This window comes from Flavobacterium sp. YO64 (assembly GCF_004119505.1).
Taxonomy (GTDB): domain Bacteria; phylum Bacteroidota; class Bacteroidia; order Flavobacteriales; family Flavobacteriaceae; genus Flavobacterium; species Flavobacterium oncorhynchi.
Genome location: NZ_NRQV01000005.1, coordinates 1 through 22,992 on the forward strand (window position 1 = coordinate 1; position 22,992 = coordinate 22,992).

The 22,992-nt window shown below is 35.6% G+C and carries 19 protein-coding genes; 12 read left to right on the forward strand and 7 right to left on the reverse strand.

The genetic code is table 11. The features are described 5' to 3' along the window. Positions 1–666: 666 nt before the first annotated feature. Entirely contained in the window at positions 667–2,244 is a 1,578-nt protein-coding gene (locus tag BOW57_RS04750; protein ID WP_241687381.1) for an arylsulfatase, read from the forward strand. 74 nt (positions 2,245–2,318) lie between these two features. On the opposite strand, the gene BOW57_RS04755 is transcribed toward BOW57_RS04750, so the two are convergent. After that, a complete protein-coding gene (locus BOW57_RS04755) occupies positions 2,319–2,729 on the reverse strand; it encodes a helix-turn-helix transcriptional regulator (protein ID WP_129053219.1) in 411 nt (136 codons plus the stop codon). Positions 2,730–2,910: 181 nt separating this feature from the next. On the opposite strand from BOW57_RS04755, the gene BOW57_RS04760 reads away from it, so the two are divergent. From BOW57_RS04760 to BOW57_RS04805, 10 genes are all read left to right on the forward strand, one after another. Beyond that, the gene (locus BOW57_RS04760; RefSeq protein WP_129053220.1) at positions 2,911–3,468 is read left to right on the forward strand and encodes a hypothetical protein; all 558 of its coding nucleotides are present in this window, start codon (positions 2,911–2,913) and stop codon (positions 3,466–3,468) included. A 223-nt stretch (positions 3,469–3,691) separates the two neighbouring features. Beyond that, a complete protein-coding gene (locus tag BOW57_RS04765; RefSeq protein WP_129053221.1) occupies positions 3,692–4,525 on the forward strand; it encodes a universal stress protein in 834 nt (277 codons plus the stop codon). Between the two features lie 19 nt (positions 4,526–4,544). Beyond that, positions 4,545–5,591, forward strand: coding sequence for a beta-ketoacyl-ACP synthase III (locus tag BOW57_RS04770; RefSeq protein WP_129053222.1), 1,047 nt, complete (start codon positions 4,545–4,547; stop codon positions 5,589–5,591). A gap of 94 nt (positions 5,592–5,685) precedes the next feature. Further along, complete coding sequence (locus BOW57_RS04775; RefSeq protein WP_129053223.1) at positions 5,686–6,771, forward strand: sensor histidine kinase; 1,086 nt, start codon at positions 5,686–5,688, stop codon at positions 6,769–6,771. 5 nt (positions 6,772–6,776) lie between these two features. Beyond that, complete coding sequence (locus BOW57_RS04780) at positions 6,777–7,529, forward strand: LytTR family DNA-binding domain-containing protein (RefSeq protein ID WP_129053224.1); 753 nt, start codon at positions 6,777–6,779, stop codon at positions 7,527–7,529. Positions 7,530–8,049: 520 nt separating this feature from the next. Then, positions 8,050–9,183, forward strand: coding sequence for an efflux RND transporter periplasmic adaptor subunit (locus tag BOW57_RS04785; RefSeq protein WP_129053225.1), 1,134 nt, complete (start codon positions 8,050–8,052; stop codon positions 9,181–9,183). A 31-nt stretch (positions 9,184–9,214) separates the two neighbouring features. Continuing rightward, positions 9,215–12,370 carry an efflux RND transporter permease subunit gene (locus BOW57_RS04790; protein WP_129053226.1) on the forward strand — a complete coding sequence of 1,052 codons (3,156 nt, stop codon included), beginning with the start codon at positions 9,215–9,217 and terminating at the stop codon, positions 12,368–12,370. A gap of 2 nt (positions 12,371–12,372) precedes the next feature. Then, positions 12,373–13,782, forward strand: coding sequence for an efflux transporter outer membrane subunit (locus BOW57_RS04795; RefSeq protein ID WP_129053227.1), 1,410 nt, complete (start codon positions 12,373–12,375; stop codon positions 13,780–13,782). 535 nt (positions 13,783–14,317) lie between these two features. Further along, positions 14,318–15,817: a S41 family peptidase gene (locus BOW57_RS04800; protein ID WP_129053228.1), complete on the forward strand. Its 1,500-nt coding sequence runs from the start codon at positions 14,318–14,320 to the stop codon at positions 15,815–15,817. Between the two features lie 338 nt (positions 15,818–16,155). Then, a complete protein-coding gene (locus BOW57_RS04805; protein WP_241687391.1) occupies positions 16,156–16,491 on the forward strand; it encodes a DUF5367 family protein in 336 nt (111 codons plus the stop codon). 1,371 nt (positions 16,492–17,862) lie between these two features. On the opposite strand, the gene BOW57_RS04810 is transcribed toward BOW57_RS04805, so the two are convergent. The 6 genes from BOW57_RS04810 to BOW57_RS04835 all read right to left on the reverse strand — a co-directional run bounded on the left by BOW57_RS04810 (position 17,863) and on the right by BOW57_RS04835 (position 21,847). Beyond that, the gene (locus BOW57_RS04810; RefSeq protein ID WP_129053230.1) at positions 17,863–19,047 is read right to left on the reverse strand and encodes a DUF3570 domain-containing protein; all 1,185 of its coding nucleotides are present in this window, start codon (positions 19,045–19,047) and stop codon (positions 17,863–17,865) included. 17 nt (positions 19,048–19,064) lie between these two features. Further along, positions 19,065–19,298 (reverse strand): DUF4266 domain-containing protein, encoded by a 234-nt coding sequence (locus BOW57_RS04815; protein ID WP_129053231.1) that lies wholly within the window; start codon positions 19,296–19,298, stop codon positions 19,065–19,067. Continuing rightward, a complete protein-coding gene (locus tag BOW57_RS04820) occupies positions 19,295–20,245 on the reverse strand; it encodes an FAD:protein FMN transferase (protein ID WP_241687382.1) in 951 nt (316 codons plus the stop codon). The genes BOW57_RS04815 and BOW57_RS04820 overlap by 4 nt, the downstream gene beginning before the upstream one ends. Then, on the reverse strand, positions 20,229–20,666 hold the full coding sequence (locus BOW57_RS04825; RefSeq protein WP_129053232.1) for a thioredoxin family protein: 438 nt from the start codon (positions 20,664–20,666) through the stop codon (positions 20,229–20,231). Before BOW57_RS04825 ends, BOW57_RS04820 begins: the two co-directional genes overlap by 17 nt. A 112-nt stretch (positions 20,667–20,778) precedes the next feature. Further along, entirely contained in the window at positions 20,779–21,468 is a 690-nt protein-coding gene (locus tag BOW57_RS04830; protein ID WP_129053233.1) for a VIT family protein, read from the reverse strand. Next, complete coding sequence (locus BOW57_RS04835) at positions 21,458–21,847, reverse strand: hypothetical protein (protein WP_241687383.1); 390 nt, start codon at positions 21,845–21,847, stop codon at positions 21,458–21,460. The genes BOW57_RS04830 and BOW57_RS04835 overlap by 11 nt, the downstream gene beginning before the upstream one ends. A 464-nt stretch (positions 21,848–22,311) precedes the next feature. On the opposite strand from BOW57_RS04835, the gene BOW57_RS04840 reads away from it, so the two are divergent. Further along, on the forward strand, positions 22,312–22,914 hold the full coding sequence (locus tag BOW57_RS04840; RefSeq protein WP_129053235.1) for a murein L,D-transpeptidase catalytic domain-containing protein: 603 nt from the start codon (positions 22,312–22,314) through the stop codon (positions 22,912–22,914). The last annotated feature ends 78 nt before the right edge of the window (positions 22,915–22,992 follow it).

Consider the following 22,992-nt stretch of genomic DNA (forward strand, 5'->3'; position numbering starts at 1 on the left):
CTTATCATATCATTTTGATAAGAATTTATAAATGACATCATAATTTTTATTTGGTATTGAATTGATAATTAATTATTTGATGTTTTTTAAGATTTACTGGCATGCAATTTGACTTCATTTATCAAAAATAATTCAACTGTTTTGCATAATAATATAAGATTACATCAATTTTGAAAACGATGTAATTCATTACAGCTGTAATAATAGAATTATAACCCCAAAACAGTATCAATTTTAAAGAAACATGAAAGCAAAAAAAACTAGAAATAAGGAGATTACAAAACGATATTTATCAAATAAATCTATGCTGAGAAAAGATAGAGCCATTAACTTAATTGTGTTTGCTATAGTTTCCTTTATTACCGTTTTGCTAATCTGGCAAATAGTATAGATTGTATTTAATTAGCCTATTTTCAAAATGATACAATTGTATCATTTTGATTTTTTTTCTAGAAATTACATCTAATAAATTTAGTTTTAAAGTCAGATACATTTGCGGAGCAGGGATTTTACGGGACAATTTATTCTGAAAGTTTTTTATTAAATTGTTCTTTCATAGTTTGATAAAATTGTTTCAAATTATAACTTGCAACATCTTCTCGGAATTTTGCTTACTACTTGTTTGTAAATTAGTTATTTAATAACAAACACTTTAAGCATTATATCATGAGAAAGTCTATAGTTTTATTAATGGCACTTGTTTTTGCCACCGAAATCTCTGCACAACAAAATTATTTTAATCCCACTGTAAAAGTAAAAGATTATCTCGAACCAGCAATTCCTCACCCAAATCAGGATAAGGAAATGCAGGATAAAATGAACAAACTGAAGAAAAAACCTAATGTTTTGATCATTTTAATAGATGATATGGGATATGGAGATATTGGTGTTTACGGAGGAGGAGTCGCTATTGGCGCACCAACTCCAAATATGGATAAATTGGCACATGAAGGATTGCAGCTTACTTCGACCTATGCACAGCCAACTTGTACACCAAGCCGGGCAGCAATTATGACGGGCAGAATTCCAGCAAGATCAGGACTCACAAGACCAACTTTGACAGGAGAAAACCCAAAAGTAAATCCATGGGCTTCTGAAAATACAACGGCTAAAATACTTTCTCAAAACGGATACAAAACCGCTATTTCAGGAAAATGGCATTTGGGCGAAAGCAAAGGAAGTCTTCCAAATGAAGTTGGTTATGACGAATGGCTTGGATTTGGTTCTGTTCAATCCGAATATGCACAGTTTGTAAATGAATGGATTTATCCAGATTTAATAAATAAACCAGAAAGGCTTGCTGCGGTTAAAAAAATGGTAGACCAAAACATACTAACAGGTCTAAAGGGAGGAGAAAATAAGATAGTACAGCCAATATCTAATATCGAAGAACTTTCTAAAGTCGATCAGGTTTTTGCTAATTATAGTGAAGATTTTATTCGACGTTCTATTAAAGAAAATAAACCATTTTATTTAATTCATTCTTTTTCTAAAGTGCATAATGACAACTATGTGTCTGAAGGATATAAAGGAAAAAGCCCTGCTGCAATTCCGTATAAAGATGCTATTGTTGAAGTTGATGATATTGTAGGTAGATTGATGAAACTTTTACAAGATTTAAAAATAGATGAAAATACATTAGTATTTCTTACTTCTGACAATGGACCAAATGAAGATGTTTGGCCAGACGGAGGTTATACACCATTTAGAGGAGGAAAGGGAACGACGTGGGAAGGAGGAGTTAGGGTTCCGGGAATTGCATACTGGAAAGGAATGATTGCTCCGGGTCGTATCAGCGATGGTTTATTTGACATTTGCGATATGTTTAATACTTCTCTTTCAGCTGCAGGAGTTCTGGACAAAATACCTTCGACCAATTATATTGATGGAGTAGATCAGTTATCGTTTTTTTTATCTGATAAAGGAGTATCGAATCGAAATGCAGTTTTCATGTATTCAGAAACTAAATTTATGGCTGTCCGCTGGCAGGAATATAAATTACATATGAATGTTTTTAATACTTCGGCCACTAGAAGAAACCTAGATCAGTCCACTATCCAAAGTATCGGAATGAGTCCGTGGGTATATAATATTTACGCTGACCCAAAAGAACAATTGAGTCAAGGGCACCGTTATTTTGAATGGGGAATTCCAGGGGTTATGGGGCTTATTTCTGCACATTTAGCAACCTATCAAAAATATCCAATGAAAGACATCGGTTTAAAGAAACCAGGTGCCGAGTAATATCTTCGACCATTTAAAACTTAAAAAAAAGAGACTCGAAAGTCTCTTTTTTTTGTTGTATTTTTTATAAATAATTATTTGTCCTTAATTAATTTCTCAAGCCTAACCATCATTTCATCTTTCTCTTTCAACATCCTTTCATACAAAGCAATTTTTTCTTCGTGTAGTTTTAAAACCTCTTTTACAGGATTAAAAGTTGGTTGAATATTAATTGCCGAAGCTCCATCTTTAAAATCTGAAAAAGTATTAGAAATAATATTTATCGCCTGCTCTTCATCAAAATTCTGAAAAGCTTCAACAGGAATTTTTAATACTGCCGAGATTTGTTTCAGCAAACTGTCTTCAATTACATCTTTTTGCTCCAGCATAGAAATTTTCTTTTGGTTCCAGTCTTCGCCCAGATCATAAGCTAATGCTTCCTGCTTTATGTTAAGCATTTCTCTAAAACGTTTTACGTTTCTTCCCTGATGTATTTTCTGTTCCATAATGAATATTGGTTTTCTAAAAGCTCAAAGATAAAGCCATTTGGTCTAAAAATGATGAGTTTCAAAGATAAAAAAATATTTTAAAGAAGAATTATTTTGTAAGAATATTATAGTTGTTTGTCGAATAGATTATCCTTTTGAAAGAATAGAATTTCGCTTGATAATTTTAAATGTACTGATTATGAAAAAGAATAAAATATCTTTCGAAACCAGATATTGGGCAGGATATACGACAAAAAATCCGTTTAGAGCAATTAATGCCTTTTTTGACTATGCAGATCTTGATTATTATAAACAGCATTTAAGCGAAATGGTAATTTACAGCTATAAAAGAAAAGTCTATTTACAGGACAATCCCGCTAGTGTTTTTGTTTTATATACTGCATTTAACTCTTTTCTGAAAATTTGTTACTGCCTGCAAGAGAAAAACAAAAAATGGAAGATTAAAGAATCTTTACGCTCTGAAAAGGTTTTTCATCTTTTGTCGCTTACAAAGGAGGAATACGAAAATCCTTTTATTGTATTTCAAAAAGCATTTGATGAATTAACTCTTGAGGAATTTTCGCTATTTCTATGTCAAATCCTCGAGCTTTCGTTGTTTCCTTATGCCGAAGATCCTGATTTTGACCTGACGACGCCTTATATTCATTTAATAAAAATGCTCGATGCCGTGGAGTTAATAAGAGAAAGAGGAGTTGAGAAAATCAAGAAAGTAAACCAGATTAATGCTGTGATGTAATTATTATTGAATATTTTTTTAAGTAAAAATAAACAACCTTAACATTTTGTGGCAAAAAAGGTGTCTACTCCAAAGTAATATTAAATAAAAAAAGCTTCAGTGAAAATTTTCAGAATGTAAAAATTACGGTTGAGTCTAAAAATATGATTCTTCAGTAATTTAAAAAAAAAGGAAAAGTTTAATTCAGCAATTTTACGGCAATAATTGCTTAATCTATATATCTATGATAACTCCACTTACTATAATCGCCGCTACAAATTTTTCTACTATCGCAGACAATGCTGTAACTTATGCTGCAGGACTTGCAAAAGCAACAGGTGCTAAACTTATTTTGTTCAACTCATTTTCGTTAAGTGTTCACAGTGCCAATTCTTTGATTACTGCCGAATCGATGCAGAAACAAATGGATAAAGCAGCTTTACGAGTTCAAACTTTAGGTGAGGAGATCGCAGATTTGTTTAAAATTTCGGTAGAAAGCATTTGCAGTTATTCTTTTTTAGAAGATGAACTTCCTGCTATCATTGATCAAACCAATGCTGATCTTGTTGTGATGGGAATGGCAGAACGTTCGCTGGAGCAGGATTTGCTGGGAAATACAACCACTTCGGTTATTAAAAGTTTAAATATTCCCATTTTGGCTGTTCCACAAAATGCCCGTTTTCAAAACGCAAAAAAAATTCTGTATGCCTGTGATACACTAAGTTTATCATCAATTAGAAGATTTACATGGATTAGAGAGGTGATTGGCAATTTAGGTTCTGAGATTGAATTTTTCAGCGTTGACGAAAAATTGGACGAAATAAGAGAAGAGCAAGGCAAAGTTTTACTAAATTCTTCAATTGGAAATAATTTTGAAGATGTAAAATATATTTATAAAAACGTAAGATCAAATGCGGTGATCGATGAAATTAAGAAAGAAATCAAAAATTTTGAAGCCGATATTTTAGTAATGGTACCTCAAAAATATGGTTTCTGGGATTCACTGATTCATAGAAGTAAAACCAGAATTATGGCCGCAGGTTTAGATATTCCATTATTATCTATTCCAAAGAATTAAAAAAATAAAAAACAAAAAAATGAAGGCAGTAATTACAGCTATCGGCGGTTTTGTACCCACTTCAATCCTAAACAATAAAACAATTTCAGAAACTGTTGAAACTACAGAGCAATGGATTGAGAAAAGAACAGGAATAAAAGAAAGACGAATTGCAGTAGGTAAAAGTACATCTGACCTTGCCTGTGGTGCGATCGAAAATTTAATAAGCAATTATGATGTCGATGCTTCTGAAATTGAAGTTTTGATACTCGCAACAGCCACACCAGATCATATTTTGGCGCCAACAGCCAGTAAAATATGTGAACTGAGCGGCCTTAAAAATGCTTTTGGTTTTGATATGAATGCAGCTTGCAGTGGTTTTTTGTATGCCCTTGAAATGGGTGCAACAATGATTGAAAGCGGACGTTATAAGAAGATTATTGTAGCTGGTGCAGACAAAATGAGTTCGATTGTTGATTATGAAGATCGAAATACTTGTATTCTTTTTGGAGACGGGGCAGGAGCGGTACTTTTAGAAAAGACCGAAACAGAATACGGATTAATGAAGAGTATTTTAAAAACTGATGGAAGCGGTACTGAATCTTTAATTGTACCAGCTGGAGGGTCTAAATTTCCTGCTAGTATGCAGAGTATTCTGCACAAAAAACATTTTATTACACAAGAAGGATCATTTGTATTTAAAAGGGCTGTTGAAGCAATGTCAAGCGTTTCAAGAGATGTTTTGATTAGTAATGGTCTAGATGCAGATGAAATTGACTGGGTTATACCACATCAGGCTAATCTGAGAATTATTAATGCCGTGAGCGAAAATCTTGCTATCGATAATAAAAAAGTAAAAGTTAATATCGAAAGATATGGCAATACAACCTCGGCGACAATTCCGTTATGTTTATGGGATTATGCTGCTGATTTTAAAGAAGGACAAAATCTGCTTATAACTACATTTGGAGCTGGGTTTTCTTGGGGTGCGACCTGTTTAAAATGGGGCATTATGAGAGAAAGAAAACCGCAAAAGTCTAATAAAGCAATTCAAAAAAGGAAAGTTTTAGAGCCGCAATTATCGTAATCTTATAGATTAATGAAAATAGGATTTTTTCAATTTTTATCTTTGTTTAAAATTAAAAGTATAAATTTATTCATAAACCAGTTGTTATATATAAATGGGGGCAAGTATTCAAAATAAAATTACAGGGAAGAATTTTTTCTACAAATACTATAGAATTATAGTTATTCCAGTAGTTTTTTTAGTGTATCTGTCTTCCTATTATCTGTTGAATCCGTATCAGGAAGAATCTTTAATATCGCTTGACTCGACATTCGATATTTTTATTATTCTGATATACTGTGGTGTACTTACAGAATTAAGTCTTTTTGTTGGACGAAGTTTAAATCGTTTAATACGTTGGGAACATAATCCTATTTTTAGAGCAGTTGCGCAATTTATATGCCTCATAGCAGGAAATATTCTTTTAAACTATGTTTTTTCCTATTTATGGAACTATCTCTATCCCGAAGCTTGTTTAGAAGAAAATGAACTGCTTATTATTTGGCAGTCTAATATTATGGCTGTGATATTATCTCTTTTTATTAGTTCAGTGCATACCGGAATTTTTTTATTGAACCGCTGGCGTGTGACCTCAAATGAAGCAGCCGAGCTCAAAATTAAAGCTTCAGAACTTCAGGAAGCCGTAACACGATCACAGTTAGAATCACTAAAATTGCAGTTAGATCCTCATTTCATATTTAATAATTTCAGTACATTGACAGAACTGATTCATGAAGATCAACAAGCTGCAGGATCTTTCTTGGAAAATATTACGCGAGTGTATCGCTATATGATTTCGAACTTAGATAAAGACACTATAACGGTAAGAGAAGAAATGGAGTTTTTAAATGCCTATTTCTATCTGCTAAAAAAACGATTAGGTGAAAAAATTGACTTACATTTAGAAGTGGACAGCGATTGTCTTGATCTTCATTTACCGCCATTAACTTTACAGTTGTTGGTCGAAAATGCCGTAAAACATAATATGGCAACATTATCGAGTCCGTTAATTATATCCATTCATTCAGAAGAAAAAAGTTTAATAGTAAAAAATAATTTACAGCTTACTTCTGGAAAATCCCTAGTTTCTACAGGTGTAGGGCGCAAAAATATAGAATTTCGTTATAAGATTCTATTCAACAAAAAACCTGTTTTTTCACAGTCATTAGAAAGTTTTACAGTGCGTTTACCATTAATATAGAGAGTATGAGAATTTTGATTATTGAAGATGAGAGTATTAATGCCAGTCGACTTAAAAGACTCTTAGAAGAATTAGAACCCAATTGCGAGATCCTTGCTATTATTGATACCGTTGAAGGGGCTGTAAAGTGGCTTCGCGCAAACGAAAAACCGGATTTAATAACCATGGATATTCGACTGGCAGATGGAATCAGTTTTTCTATTTTTGAAGAAATAAAAATTACAAGTCCTGTTATTTTTACCACGGCTTACGATGAATATGCGGTAAGAGCCTTTAAGGTTAACAGTATCGATTATTTGATGAAGCCTATTGATAAGAGCGAATTGGAATTTGCTTTACAAAAGTTTAAAAAACTATCTAAATCTGACAGTAATATTGATATTGCCGAAATTTTAAAAGGTTTTATAAATAAACCGAATTTTCGTCTTCGCTTTTTAGTAACGCATCGTGACGGCTACAAAAGTGTGAATGTTACCGATATTGATTTTATCTATTCCGAATTTAAAACATCAAATTTGGTTTTAAAATCGGAAATGGTGATACCAATTCCACAAACAATGGAAGAATTGGAGCAGGAACTTGATCCAGATGTTTTTTTTCGTGCCAACAGGCAGTTTTTCATACGTGCCGAAAGCATAAAATCAATTGCTAATTATTTTAATGCCAAACTTAAAATTCAGTTAAAAGCTGATCCAGAGCGCGAAGTAATTATAAGCCGCGAAAAAGCACCCTATTTTAAACAATGGATGGATCGATAGGAAAGGTTTAAAGATGCAAAGGTGCAAAGTGACAAAGTTTTTTTATTTTTTTGATGAAAAGCTCTTTTTTTATTTTTTCCTCCGTCAGGAGAACAAAATAGGTGCTAAAAATCCTTTAATCTGCGGTAAAAAAAACTTTGCGACATAATATTGCTAGTGCATTATTAAATCTGCTGAAATCTGCATAATCTGCGTGAAAAATAGAATCTTTTCAATCCTTTAATTCTATCTAACTCTTTTGAAGTTTTTTGTAATAAACTTAAAATTATATGTCTATTTCTAGTTGCTGAGAAAAATCGTTGTGATTTAACCTTCGTTCAAAATAATTATAAAAAAGCCTTTCTATAGCGTATAATCCTATAGCATAAGGTTTTTTTTATGCGCTATTATTTGGGTAGACTTACGTCTTCGTTTCAGTATCGAAAAATTCCGTTTGGGTAAGTTTATCCCGTAAAAAGGCTCTTTTGAGTTGTTAATTTGCTGTCAAATTTCAGGTAATTCATTTAAAATGAAAAGTAAAATGACAAAACAGTTTTTTAAGAATAATAAAGCAATTGGCAGGATTGCGGTTTTATTGATAATCATTTCTTTCTCTTCGTGTGGGAAAAGTGCAGATGCGCAGATGGCGCCTCCAAAACCAGAAGTTGACTTTTTACAGACCAGTTCCGTAACAGGCGATGTCGAAAAAAAATATCCTGGAACAGTCGAAGGTACTGTAAACGTTGATATAAAAGCGCAAGTATCCGGTTATCTTGAAGCTATCTATGTTAAAGAAGGAGATTATGTAAACAAAGGACAATCTCTTTTTAAAATTAAAGGCGACATATATGCCGAGCAGGTAAACAACAGTTATGCCGCCTATAAAAGCGCTTTGGCAAACCAAGCCAATGCAAAGCTGGAAGTAGAAAAAATCAAACCGCTTGTTGAAGGAAAAGTTTTTTCTGATATGCAGTTAAAAACAGCGCAAGCCAGTTACGAAGCGGCGACAGCACAAGTAGCACAAGCTAAGGCAGCTTTAGGATCATCAAAGTTAAATGCCGATTTTTCTTTAATTAAAGCTCCTGTAAGCGGATATATTAGTCGTATTCCAAATCGTATAGGAAATTTAGTTACACCAAACGATGCCGTTCCTTTAACTACGCTATCAGAAATTAACAATGTGTTTGTTTATTTTTCGCTGACAGAAGCCGATTATCTGGCTTTCTCAAAAGATTCAAAAAGCGATCAAACAGTAAGTTTAATTATGGCTGATGACAGTCTATACGATCAAAAAGGGAAATTAGAAGTTGCCAGCGGAAATATTGATCGTGCAACAGGTACAATTGCTTTAAAAGCTATTTTTCCAAACCCGAAAAAAGAATTGCGTTCAGGAGGTTCAGCAAGAGTGGTATTGAACAAAAGTTTATCATCTGTAATTACAGTTCCAATGGCAAGTGTAAAAGATATTCAGGATAAATTTTTCGTTTTTGTTTTGAAAGAAGGCAATAAAGTAGCCATGGTTCCCATTGAAATTGCAGGAAGCGCCGGAGTAGATTACTTCGTAAAATCAGGTTTAAAATCGGGAGACAAAGTAGCTTTAAATTCTATCGATGTGCTTTACGATAATATGGAAGTAGTTCCAAAAATCGCTGGTAAAGCCATAAGCAGTAAATAATATTTGATTTAAACCTATAATAACATTTTCCATGTTAAAGAAAATAATAGACAGGCCGGTATTGGCCACAGTTATCTCTATTGTATTGGTAATCTTGGGGATCATTGGTCTTACGAGATTATCTGTAACGAGATTTCCTGATATTTCGCCGCCAACTGTAATGGTAAGCGGTACGTATCCAGGAGGAAATAGTGAAACCGTTATTCGTTCAGTGGTAACCCCATTAGAGGAACAAATTAACGGAGTTGAAAATATGGAGTACATTAAATCTACTGCCAGTAATGATGGATCTTTTTCGATCAGCGTTATTTTTAAACAAGGCGTAGATCCAGATCAGGCCGCGGTAAATGTGCAGAACAGAGTGCAGCAAGCGACGCCGAAATTACCGCAGGAAGTAGTTCGTATGGGACTTACGACCTCGAAACAGCAAAATAGTATGATTGTTATCTTCAACTTATATACAGAAGATAATGCTAAATATGACGAGTTGTTTTTGCAGAATTATGCTAATATTAACTTAGTGCCTCAAATGAAACGTGTTCCGGGTGTGGGACAGGTTCAGATTTTTGGACAGAAAGATTATTCGATGCGAATCTGGCTGGATCCGCGTAAAATGGCAAATGCAGGTTTAGTTCCGTCAGATGTGACGCAGGCTATTGCAGATCAAAGTTTAGAATCGGCTCCGGGAAAATTAGGAGAAGAATCTAAAGCAGCTTTAGAATATGTAATTCGTTACAAAGGAAAAAAGAACAAACCAGAGCAGTATGAAAATATTGTGGTTAAAAATAACGGAAGCAATGTGCTCCGATTAAAAGATGTTGCACGAGTAGAATTTGGTTCTATTTCTTATAGCGGAGATAACAAATCGAACAGTAAAAATGCGGTTACGATGGCAATTTTACAGACTTCGGGATCGAATGCAAACGATATTGAAATTGGGATTAATAAAGAAGTAGAAAGACTTTCAAAATCTTTTCCTCCCGGTATTAAATACGTAAACGTCATGAGTACCAAAGAACGTCTCGATGAAGCAACAGGACAAGTAAAATCGACTTTGTTTGAAGCTTTTATTCTGGTATTTATTGTTGTATTCATATTTCTGCAAGACATTCGCTCGACGATAATTCCAGCTATTGCAGTGCCAGTGGCGATTGTTGGAACTTTTTTCTTCTTGTTGGTTTTCGGATTTACCATCAACATTCTAACACTCTTTGCGTTGGTTCTGGCCATCGGAATTGTAGTGGATGATGCTATTGTTGTGGTTGAAGCTGTTCACAGTAAAATGGAAGAGGATGCTGGAATTTCAGCCAAAGAAGCTACTCACGGGGCAATGGCAGAAATTACTGGAGCAGTAGTTTCGATTACTTTGGTCATGTCGGCTGTATTTATTCCAATTGGTTTTATGACAGGATCTTCGGGGATATTCTATAAACAATTTGCCTATACATTGGCAATTGCGATTATTATTTCAGCAGTAAATGCTTTGACTTTAACTCCTGCATTATGTGCACTTTTGCTTAAAAATCATGGAGATAAACATGGAAATCACGAGCACAAAACCAGTTTTAAAGACCGTTTTTTCGTTGGATTCAATACAAGTTTCAACAATTTTACGGGAAGATATATTAAAGGGGTTCGTTTCCTTATCGGAAGAAAGTGGATCGCAGCAGGATTGGTTACTGGAATAACAGCTCTTGCAGTTTACATGATGATGTCTACACCAAAAAGTTTTGTTCCGCTTGAAGATGACGGATTTATGGTTTATAGTTTATCTATGCCGCCGGGAACCGCACTTGATCGTACCACTGAAGTAGTTCAGAGAATGGAGAAAATATTAGAATCAGAAAAAGCGATTGATGTAAATACCAGTATTACTGGATTTAATATTTTGAGTAACAGTTCCAGTACCGCATACGGATTAGGTTTTATTAAATTAAAGCCTAAAAAAGAAAGAGGTGAAGTTAAAGATATCGATGAAATTTTGAACAGTGTAACGGCTAAATTATCCAAAATCAAAGAAGGTTCGATTATGGTGTTCAGAATGCCGCCTGTTGAAGGATTTGGTGTAACAAGTGGTGCAGAAATTGTATTGCAGGACAGAATGGCAAGAAGTCCGGAAGCTTTAAAAGCAATGTCAGATAAAGTAATCGGACAGATTATGCAGCAACCTGGAGTTCAATATGCGTATACAACTTTTAGAGCCGATTATCCACAGCTGGAATTAGAAGTTGATGAAGACAAAGCCCGCCAGATGGGAGTGAATGTGAAAGAGCTGTTAGGAAATATCCAAACGTATTTTGCGGGAGATCAATCATCAGATTTTACAAGATTTGGTAAGTTTTACAGAGTAAATGTAAAAGCCGATGGAATATTCAGAATGGATCAGGATGCCTTTAATGAAATTTTCGTTAGAAATGCAGAGATGCAGATGGTTCCTGTAAAATCAATTGTAAAATTCCATAAAGTGTACGGACCAGAATCGGTAAACCGTTACAACCTTTACAATTCGGTGAATATTACTGCAATGGCATTACCAGGTTATAGTAACGGTCAGATTATGGGTAATTTAGAAAAGGTTTTGGATAAACTTCCTTCTGATTACAGTTACGAATGGACAGGTTTAAGTTTGGAAGAAAAAGCAGGAGGAAATCAAACCGTTGCCATTTTCGGATTATGTCTGTTGTTTGTATTCTTTTTATTAGCAGCACAATACGAAAGTTATTTATTACCGTTAGCGGTTTTACTTTCAATTCCAACAGGAATATTAGGTGCTTTTGCCGGAGTAAAAGCAGTTGGGTTAGATAACAACATTTACGTTCAGGTTGGACTCATTATGCTTGTGGGACTTCTCGCTAAAAATGCCATTTTGATTGTAGAGTTTGCATTGCAAAGACGTTTATCAGGCTTAAGTATTGTTGAAGCGGCAATTGAAGGAGCAAGATCAAGGCTGCGACCAATTATTATGACTTCATTGGCCTTTATTGTAGGTATGATTCCGTTGATGTTTGCTTCTGGAGGAACCGCAGTTGGAAACAGATCGATTAGTGTCAGCGCTTCAATCGGAATGTTGAGCGGTGTTATTTTAGGAATTTTTGTAATTCCGCTGCTTTTTATCGTATTCCAATATTTACAGGAAAAAGTATCGGGTAAGAAGGTTACGGTGCAAGTTCAAACTATAAAAGAATAATAATGAAAACACTATATAAAATTGGAATGGTTTTACTTACCGGAACGCTCATGACATCATGTGTGGTAGGAAAAAAATATTCCCGTACAGATTTACAAGCGCCGGAAAAATACCGTGAAGAAATTGCGGTTACCGCCGACACGGTTTTACTGCCGTGGAAAAATTATTATAAAGATCCTTTGTTGGTTAATTTGATTGAAAAAGCCCTCGTTAAAAACAACGAGGTGCTTATTGCAGTCAAAAGTATGGAACAGCTTGATCTTGCTTACAAGCAAGCCAAGTTGTCCTTACTTCCAACACTTGATTTTGATGCAGGGGCAAGCCGTTCCTATCTTTCAAAGAATTCGTTAAACGGATCTTTAAGTTCACAGTTTACAAGTAAAGATTATATGGACGATTATAACGCTTCTTTAAAAATGTCTTGGGAAGTTGATATTTGGGGAAAAGCAGCCATGCAGAAAAGAGATGCAAAAGCGGCTTATTTTGCTCAGAAAGAAAACCTATCTGCTTTAAAAACAAGAATTATTGTTCAGGTGGCACAATCGTATTACAATCTTTTAGGATTGGATGAACAATTGAAAATTGCTGAAAAGAATATTGAATTAAGTGATAATACACTTAAAATGATGAAACTGCAGTACAATTCGGGCTCTATAAGTTCTTTGGCAGTAAATCAGACTGAGGCTCAGAAAAAAACAGCAGAATTGCTCGTTCCTTTAGCAAAAGCCAATATAGCTGTTCAGGAAAATGCTTTGCAGATTTTGTGCGGCGAATATCCAAACACAATAGAGCGTTCAGGAAACTTAAATGTTGATGAATTTGCTTTCAAGATGCCATCAGGAATTCCAGCTTCACTTTTAAGCCGAAGACCCGATGTAAAAGCGAGTGAATATGCAGTTATGTCGGCAACAGCAAAAACAGGTTTAGCTGAAGCCACCATGTATCCAACGTTGAGTTTAAGTCCGTCAATTGGAATCAATTCATTTGAGTTTGATACTTGGTTTAATTTTCCCGGATCAGTTACAAAAAATATAGCAGCGAATCTGGCACAACCGATTTTTCAGAAAAAAGCTTTAAGAACAGCTTATGAGGTTGCCGTTTTAGAACAGGAAAAAGCAGTTGTATCGTTTAAACAATCGTTTATTACTGCTGTTGGTGAAGTTTCAGACGCCATGTCAAGATTGAAATATGCTGACCAGCGTATTGAACTGGCTCAAGAAAAAGCGGCTTCTTTAGACAAAGCTACTGCCGATGCTTCCCTTTTATATAAAAGCGGAATGGCAAATTATCTTGAAATTATTGCAGCACAAAACAGTGCATTGCAAAATGATCTCGATTTGGTTACTATAAAATTAGAAAGATTAAATGCGTCGGTGAACCTTTACCGTGCTTTAGGTGGAGGAGTGGAGTAAGCTCCAAATAGAATTAATTCATCATCTCTATCAAGGCAGATTGAGATGATGAATTTTTGTATGTTAAAGAAAAAAAAAGTCAACTATAATTAAACTTTTTCAATTAGTCTGTGATTAATTTGAATTTTACAGGTTGAAAAAAGATATTTGAATTTTTCTCAAAATAAATTCCATTTTCGTTTTCATCAAATTTTACTTTGTAATTATGAATTATGCTAGTTTGTGCAATCATATTTATCTGGTAAGTATCTCCAATTTTATTTGCTTTGGATATATCTTGAACAATACCATTAATCACAACCGATTTAGGAACAACAGCAGTGTCATTTAATTTAAAACTAACTATATATCCTCTTTCACTATTGCTGTTATAACTTTTATACGTTTGATTTTTAATATCTAAAAGTTGTCTTGAACAAGAAAGAAAAAAAGTCCAAAAGAAAATAATAAAAACACGGCTTTAGGGATACTATTTTTCATAATTTTAGCGTTTTACACTTACAAAATTAACTTAAATTAAACGATTGAAAAAATAATGAAATTAGAATATATTGTTAAGACATTACTTGTAGGATTGGTTTTTACAGCTTGCAGTAAAGATTCTGATTCTGACGCTAAAGAAGCTACAGTTACCAAGCCAGACGAGATTAACAACTTTGTTTGGAAAGCTATGAATTCTTGGTACTACTGGCAGCCCAACGTTGCCAATTTGTCCGATGACAAAATCACTTCTACCGAAGTATATAACAATTTAGTCAACGGAAAAACTCCCGATGCGCTTTTTTATTCACTCTTATATCAAAGAGGAACTGTCGATAGGTTTTCCTGGATTGAAAACAGTAATGAGATAGTGCGTGTTTCAAAAATTGCAGAAGTGGAAAAAGAAGGTGGTTTTAACTTCGCAATCTACCCTAAAGATGCATCCAATACAAATTTGGTAGCCTTAATTAACTACATTGTACCTGGCTCGCCAGCAGCTTTGGCAGGATTGAAAAGAGGTGACGTTATTACAAAAGTAAATGGAAGCCAGCTTACTTCAAGTAATTATGACCAGCTGGAAAACACACAATTGACAATTACTTTGGCAGCAAACGTGCAATTTTCAAGCGGTGGTTTAGTAACCATAGACAAAGCAGGAACTGTGAGTGTGTCAAAAGCCGAAATTGATGAAAACCCAGTGGCTTATTACGAAAAGAAAGTATATGGAGCAAAGAATATTGGTTATCTTGTTTTTAATGGTTTTAAATCTGATTATAATGATGAACTCAATTTGGCTTTCGCTAAAATGAAATCGGATGGAATTAATGAATTGGTTTTAGATTTAAGATACAATGGAGGCGGTTCATTAGAAACAGCAGTTGCCTTGGCTCAAATGATTAATGGCAGTTTTACCAATCAACCATATATTTATTTAGACTTTAATAATAAACACAATAGTGAAGACGGTTATGAAAATCTTTCTGAAAAAGTAAACATTTTTAACTTGGTTGATAACAAACCAACTTTTCAGAGAGAAGAAAGTATAAACAGCCTTGCTTTGACAAAAATATATGTACTGGTAAGTTTTCAAACCGCTTCTGCCAGCGAGCTCACGATACAATGTCTAAAAAAATACATTAACGTAATCACAATAGGCGAAGAAACCGTTGGCAAATTTGTTGGCTCAAACACACTATACGATTCTCCTGCTAGTGATTATATGTCCTATGCCAATCGAAGCACTAAACACAAATGGCAATTGCAACCCATAACTTTTTCATATTACAATAAAGACAAAGATGCAAATCCAGTGAAAATTGTACCTGATTACGAAATCAATCCTTACAGTACTTTCTTAAACCTGGTTGAATTTGGAAACGTAAAAGATCCTTATTTGAATAAAGCTCTCGAATTAATTACAGGTCAAACTGTGCGAACTACAGCAAAAACCGCCAATTCTTCTTTTTCATTAAAAATTGATAATCTTGCCGCATTCAACCCTACAAATACAGTCAAAGGTTTATATATAGAGGATTTTAAAAGGTTGAAAAAATAATAAATAGCAACGAAACTAAATTTAGAAATTTAAAACATCAATCTTAATTAAGGCTATTTCAATTTAGATAAAATTCGTGTTTAAAGTATAAATTAGCTCTTTTATTTTTGATAAAAGAGCTTTGCTTTTTTATAGGAATAAATCTTTTTGTGCCTCAGTTGAGGAATAATTAATAATTGAAAGTACGCATGTTTTAAAAGTGTTTTTTTTGTTAAATTTGCTATCAATGCGATTGATAACTACTGAATTTATACAAAATATAACACACAATTTTAAACCAGATAATTATAATGAATTACAAAGTTTTGAGCTTCTTGGTCGGTTTCGGCATTTGGTTAATGGCAACAATTACATTTAGGCTTTTTGGACATTATTTTTTTATAACAGACAATACTTTTATTTTGATAGCATTGTACATTATTTTAATTCCCGTGCTTGGAATTATTGTTAATAGTGTAATTAATAAATACAAATTGAATAAATTGGAGGCGATTCACTCTACCGTGATTATGATCCTTCCGGGAATGCTATTAGATACATTGTGCATTTATTTTTTTTCATTAGTTTTTCCCAATTTGCCAACGACTGATGGTGTTGTATTTAGTTCCTGGCTCATGTGGGCCTATTCGATCGTCCTTATTTTTGGCTTACTAAGAAAAAAGATAAAGACATAATCTTTTATGGTCATTATAGCGCTATTTTATTAGATGCTATATCTTGTTTTTACAATAAAGTTATTACATTTTATTATTAAGACAAAATATATTATATCTAAATAAAATTACCAGCTCTCCGAAGAGTTCTTATGAAAAGCTGTGCGGATGTCTCCTGACTTTGTACATTTTTTTGTTTCTTAGAAATTAAAAACCAGATAGAAGTCTCCTGACTTCAAACATATTTGTATATCCAAGTTGTAAATAAAAATTGATGTATAATTCAATTTTTAAAAGCTGCAAGATCTAAGATAATCAACTAAGTACTTTACAAAAATGCATAAAAAAATCCCATTTCGTTAGAAATGGGATTTTAATTTTGTGACGGGGACAGGACAAATTACAACATCATTTTTGGATGATTTGAAGAAATTGGCTTACTATATGTAGTGTCTGTCTTTCATTGGCTTTATGAATTTGGTTTGGATGTCCTGTTGGGGATTGATGCAAAAAAACATAAAAATTCGATTGAATTATCGCATTAAACTATTATACAATTCTACAACTATTATCGAGGATTTGAAAAGATTATTATGCTTAAGGCAAAATTGTCTTTCTTTGGATCTGTGAATTACTATATGCGATTTAGGTTTTGTGTCACAAATGTAATCCCTTTCAATAAGAACAAGCTTTTTTATTCTGCGGCGGCACAAGCTTTTTACAATGCAGAAAAACCGGAATATGTTGGAAACTGGCAGACAGTTTTTCAGTTTCAGATTATATTTTAGTAAAGTTTTAAAAATTTAAATTGCAAATTTTCTGTATAAATTGAAATATCTAATTTAACTCATTAACTGTCGTTCGATTGAGGTTAAAAATTGATTTATTTCTCTTCTATTGTGTTTATTTGCACGTACAGAACGGAAGGGAATAAATCGACTTTTTGCTTCAGTCGAGCAGCAATTCTATGTAATAAAAAAATGGCGCAAATTCTCTTCAATTGGAGCCATTTGGCGTTGTGACCACGAGCAGGACAAATTACCACATCTTTTTTGGATGATTTGAAGAGATTGGCTCTCTATATGTAGTGTCTGTCTTTCATTGGCTTTGTAAATTTGGTTTAGATGCCCTGTTGGGGATTGATGTAAAAATTATAAAAACTCAATTGGTTTATGGCAGTTAACTAATATACAATTCTGCAGGTATTATTTAGGATTTGGGAAGATTGTTACAGTTAAGGCAGGATTGTCTTTCATTGTACGGCATGAATTAATTGATTGTTGTTCCCTCAGAGCTAAAAATTGATTTATTTCTGATTTAAAACCATAGAGTTGTTTCAAACAAATAAAAAGCCCGATAGTTAAAATCGGGCTCCTTGTTTTTATTCTAATTTTATTTGTATTTAATATTGATGCTGATAATATCCGAGGTCATATTAGTGGTTCTGGTATAATGGCCGTAACGAATCTCCAAAGTATTCCAGTGTTTTAAACCAAATATGCCATTTGGAGGAGTAAATTTCATTCCCATTCCAAAGAAGCTGCTGTCAAACTTGGACAGATCATAATTGCTGGTGTAGAATTCATCAGCGGCTGTATGCTGGCCATAAGGCTTGAAATACTTGGTTCCGCTTTGGGTGTAATAGCGGTAAAACGGGCTTAGTGAAAAGGCCTGGGTCAATTTTACCGGAATTTCAAGATCAGCGGTATGCGCTTTCAGGCTCCAGTTGTCTGTGTAATATCTGTAATAGGCACGAATAATTATATTGTCCCCGAAGAAATAACTGGCCCTGATGCCAAGTGGAATTTTAAGTCTGGTGTCAGGCATTTTCTCCTGATGAACAGAGCCGTCAGCAAAATAAACCCTGTGAAAAGGAAGGCTTAAGTAGCCATTCTGGCTTATTACATCTCCTACAAGCAATATTTGTAAATTTTTATTGATGATCTGGGAATAACTCAGTGTTCCGGCAAAAGTATTTCTATTGGCACTGCCGTAGCCCTCGCTTCCTGGAGGACGGAGTTCAACAGGCTCAATGAGTTTCAGCTGATCGATAAAAGTCTGAAACCTGGCTGTAAATTCACCGTTTTTGTTTTTGGTTTTTTGAGAGAAGGCGATATTCCCTCCAAAAGACTGGTAATCAAACTCGGTTGAAGAGGAAACTCCAACAGCGTAAGTTCTTCCTTTCTCTTCATTTTCTCTCAGATAAGTCAAAGAAGGGTAGAAGCGATTGTCAGAAGAGGATGCAGATGAGTTCGCACTCAGATCAATCATGTCTGAAGATGCAGAAGTATAATGGTCAATTCCCGCTTCAATATCAAAAGTATGCTTGATCCCTGTCTGGCCGTACTTTACCAGTTTTACATCAATGGTATTGGCAATATCGGTAAGGTGCTCCGAACCGATTCCGCCTGTAACGGCAGAATTGTTTCCGTCCTGCTTGTAATAGCTTGATACCAGATTCACCTCTTCGAGTTTTAATTTTTTGCTTTTATAAGCCGTTGAATCAGCGGGAACGTTTTGCGCCCTCAACTGGAACAACGCCAATAAGGCATATCCTGTTATGAATATTCTTTTCATTTTTCAGCGTATGAATATTAGTTGCAGCCGCAGCCACCGCCGCTTTTTCCTGAATTCGCCCCGGAAGCTCCCTCGCGGTAGGATTGGAAACTGAGTTCGGTCTTTTCGATTTTCCTGTTGGAGAGCACCATTTCAGAATCGTTGAGTTTTCCCTTCTGGTATTCCTTCACAGAAGAGCAGGAGGCAAGCAGCAGCACGGCAAGAGCAGTACCGCATAATGGTGCGGGAATTTTTTGCTTTGGCTTTTTCATTTCAGATTAATGTTTTTGGATGTGTAAATTTTATTGTGGTCATCAATTATTATGCAGTACAGATCAGGGATCTGATCTATTAGAAACAAGCCTGCCTTGATGCCCATAACAGCAATTGGAGTGGCCATTGCATCAGCAAATTCTGCATTTGAAGCTATAATAGTGACGCTTTTTATTCCAGTTATGGGAAGACCTGTTTTTGGGTCGATGGTATGCGAATATTTTTTTCCGTCAATGGTCACGAATTTTTCATAGTTGCCGGATGTCGCCACAGCTTTGTTGGATATTTCCATATAAGAAAAAGCGGCATTGGGCGAGTCGGGATCGGCCACCCCGATGGTCCATTTCCTGCCGTCGGGCTGCAGTCCCCAGGCGGAAAGGTCTCCGCTGGCATTGATGATGCCGCTCTGCACATTATGTTTTATAAGGATTTGTTTTGCCATTTCTGCGGCATATCCTTTTCCGATACCTCCAAAACCGATCCTCATTCCTTTTTCTTTTAAGAATACGGTTGTATTTTTCCTGTCAAGGATGATATTTCGGTAATCAATAAGGTGTACCATTTTGAGAGCGGTCTGGGCATCAGGAAGGCTCGTCATGGTTCTGTCAAAATTCCAAAGGCTCTTGTCGATGCTTCCGTATGAAATATCAAATGCACCTTGTGTGATTCTCGAAATTCCGATAGACCTTTCGATAAGGCTGAAGACTTCCAGATCCACTTTTACGGGCCTGATTCCTGCATTATCATTGATCAGATTGGTCTGGCTGTCTTCTTTAAAAGTGGTCAGAAGCCTTTCGATGCGTCTGATTTCTTCAATGGCCAGATCGATATTCTCATTTCCTGTTTTTTCATTCACGGCAACAACTGTTATGGTAAAGCTGTTGCCCATCAGTTTTAGGGATTTCGAATATTTCTGCTTGTTTGCTATGTTATTTTCGGCTCTCACAGATCGCTTTTATTTCGGCAGTCCACTGTTCAGGCGATGCATCGGGTTTTCCGTGCCAGGTTTTGATCACCCTGCCATGTGCATCAAGAAGAAGCGTCAGGGGAAAGCTTCCTTCCTTGTTGTATATTTCGGCCAGATCCTCGTTGCGTTTTACCTGATCAGCTGTTCCTATATTTTTCTTTTTTCTTGGAAAATCAGCATTGACCAGCACCAGGTTTTCATTTGCCATATCGGTGAATCCCTGGCTTTCGAGATAATCCCTGCGAAGCACAATGCATGGACCGCACCAGTCTGAGCCCGAGAAGTTCAGAAGGATCAGTTTATGGTCTTTTTCCGCAGTTTTTTTCGCATTATTGAAATCGGGTTCCCAGTTTATGGAAAACGCCATTGCCATTGTAAGGAATAAAGTAATCAGCTTCATCTTTTTCTTTTTTTGATATATACGAAATAACGAAAGGTATGGTTTGTTATTTTTGCGGTTCGCTTAAGATTAGATTAATGTTTTAAGCGGTTATAAGCCCTGTTTTCTTGCTTCAGGCAGTCTGGACTCCAAAAATATATCCGACCAGGGCTGAGGCTGCCATAGCAAAGGTGCCCCAGATGCAGATCCGAAGGACTGCTTTGGGGATATTTGAGCCTCCGGCCTTGGCGGCCAATATTCCTGAAAAAGCCAAAAAGACAATCGAAAAACCGTATTGATAAAAAATCATGTCTTTAAGGGGAGCAAAAATTGCCACCAGCAGCGGAAGAAAACCTCCAATGATAAAAGATACTGCCGATGCAAAGGCGGCAGTCAGGGGATTGGCCTGCGTGATTTCGTTGATCCCCAATTCATCCCTTGCGTGGGCTTCTAGGGCGTCATGAGTCATTAGTTCAGAAGCCACCTGCCTGGCCAATTTTTCATTGAGCCCTCTTTTTATATAAATCTCTGCCAATTCTTCCAGTTCCTCCTGGGGCATATCCCTTAGGGCCATTTTTTCCCTTTCCAGATCAGCGGATTCAACATCGGACTGCGAGCTAACTGATACATATTCGCCTGCTGCCATGGACAGGGCGCCTGCCACCAGGCCTGCCACTGCAGCGAGAAGAATAGGTTCTCGGGTTACACTTGCTGCTGCAACACCGATCGTAAGGCTCGTGGTTGAAAGGATCCCGTCATTTGCCCCAAGGACTGCGGCCCTTAGCCAGCCGCTTCTGTTGATGTAATGAATTTCAGATTCCATAATTTTTATTTAGCAGTTTTACCCAGTCGCGGTCTTCAGATTTTTTTTGAGTACCGCCAAAATTGGTTTTCATCATTTCCCTGATCTGGAATTGAGTTTTATTTCTGGTGCTGTTTTTCCATTCGTTGAAGTCATAGATATGAATCTGCTGCGCATGGGGGTTTACCACAAAAGAGATCCCGGAGATTGAATTTTTGAAATTTTTGATTTCATTCAGGATATTGCGGCTGGGTACAACAATGAGGATGCTTTCCCAGTCAAGGAAATCTTTGGGGATATCTTCTCTGTCCCTGAGTCCCATGGCATCAAATAAAGCAGTTATTTTCTGATTGTTCAAACTGTTGATTTTTTTATCTATTTCCATAAGGACTCTCTGCATACGGTCTTTATCAGCAATACTCATTTAAGGCGGCTTGAAATTCATAATAAAATTAGCTTAAATCCTCTTTGGATATGGCGATAAGGCCATTAGAATGATTCTAAATTTAACAGGAAATCGTATTCTTATTCCATATCGTCGCATGTCAGCCTGCAATCAAAGCAAGACTGCAAAGGACCTGAAAGCTTTGCACACAGGGTTGTTAATAACCAAATAAACATGCGGGCTGGTTTGAGAACTGTATTGTCTTTAATTGAATATGACAAGGGAGTGACGCGGCAAGGTCCCGGATTTTTATATGCAGTGCAAGAGAAAAAAGGCTACAATGTATTGATTTTTGCAAAAATTATGATATCTTTAACGCAAGAAATGGTAATTATGAAAATGCATACTTAATTTATGCAGCATCATTTCATTTTATATTCATATGCAATCAACCACTACTAAATTACAGCTTACAGTATATGAGACTATTTTTTATTGCGATGATTTTCTCTTTAAGCTCCTTTTCTTCTTTCCATATTTCAGAGCGGGAAGATGCGCTGGATGAGCTTGAACTGGCAAGGCTCACTGATCATGTCAGTGACATAAAAGCCTTCATTTCCTCAAATCCTAAGTACAACAGCAGAATTGCTTTTCTGGTGGATATGAAGATCAAGTCGGGGAAAAACCGTTTTTTTGTTTACGATCTTGAGCATGGCCAGATTATCGACCAGGGACTGGTGGCCCATGGAAAAGGCTCGGAGACCGGCATTAAGGGCGACATTCTACAGTTCAGCAATATGCCTGAATCCAACTGCACCTCTCTTGGAAGATATTCTGTGGAGAGATCTTATAAAGGCATTTTTGGAAAAGCTTACCGTCTTGCGGGACTGGACCCGACCAACAGCAATGCCATGAAGCGTGCCATTGTGCTGCATTGCTATAAAGAGGTTCCCTCCGAAGAGCAGGGGTATTATATCATCAACAGCCATGGATGCCCTATGGTAAACGAAGCTTTTTTTAAAAGGCTTGAAAAAATCATCGAAAGCTCTCCTACAAAAATTATGCTTTCGGTCTATTATTGATATTGGGCAGCCGCAGCATATTTTTTTTACACCAAATTCTAAAGGGAGTCATGCAGGAGGCCTTCCTATTGCATTATG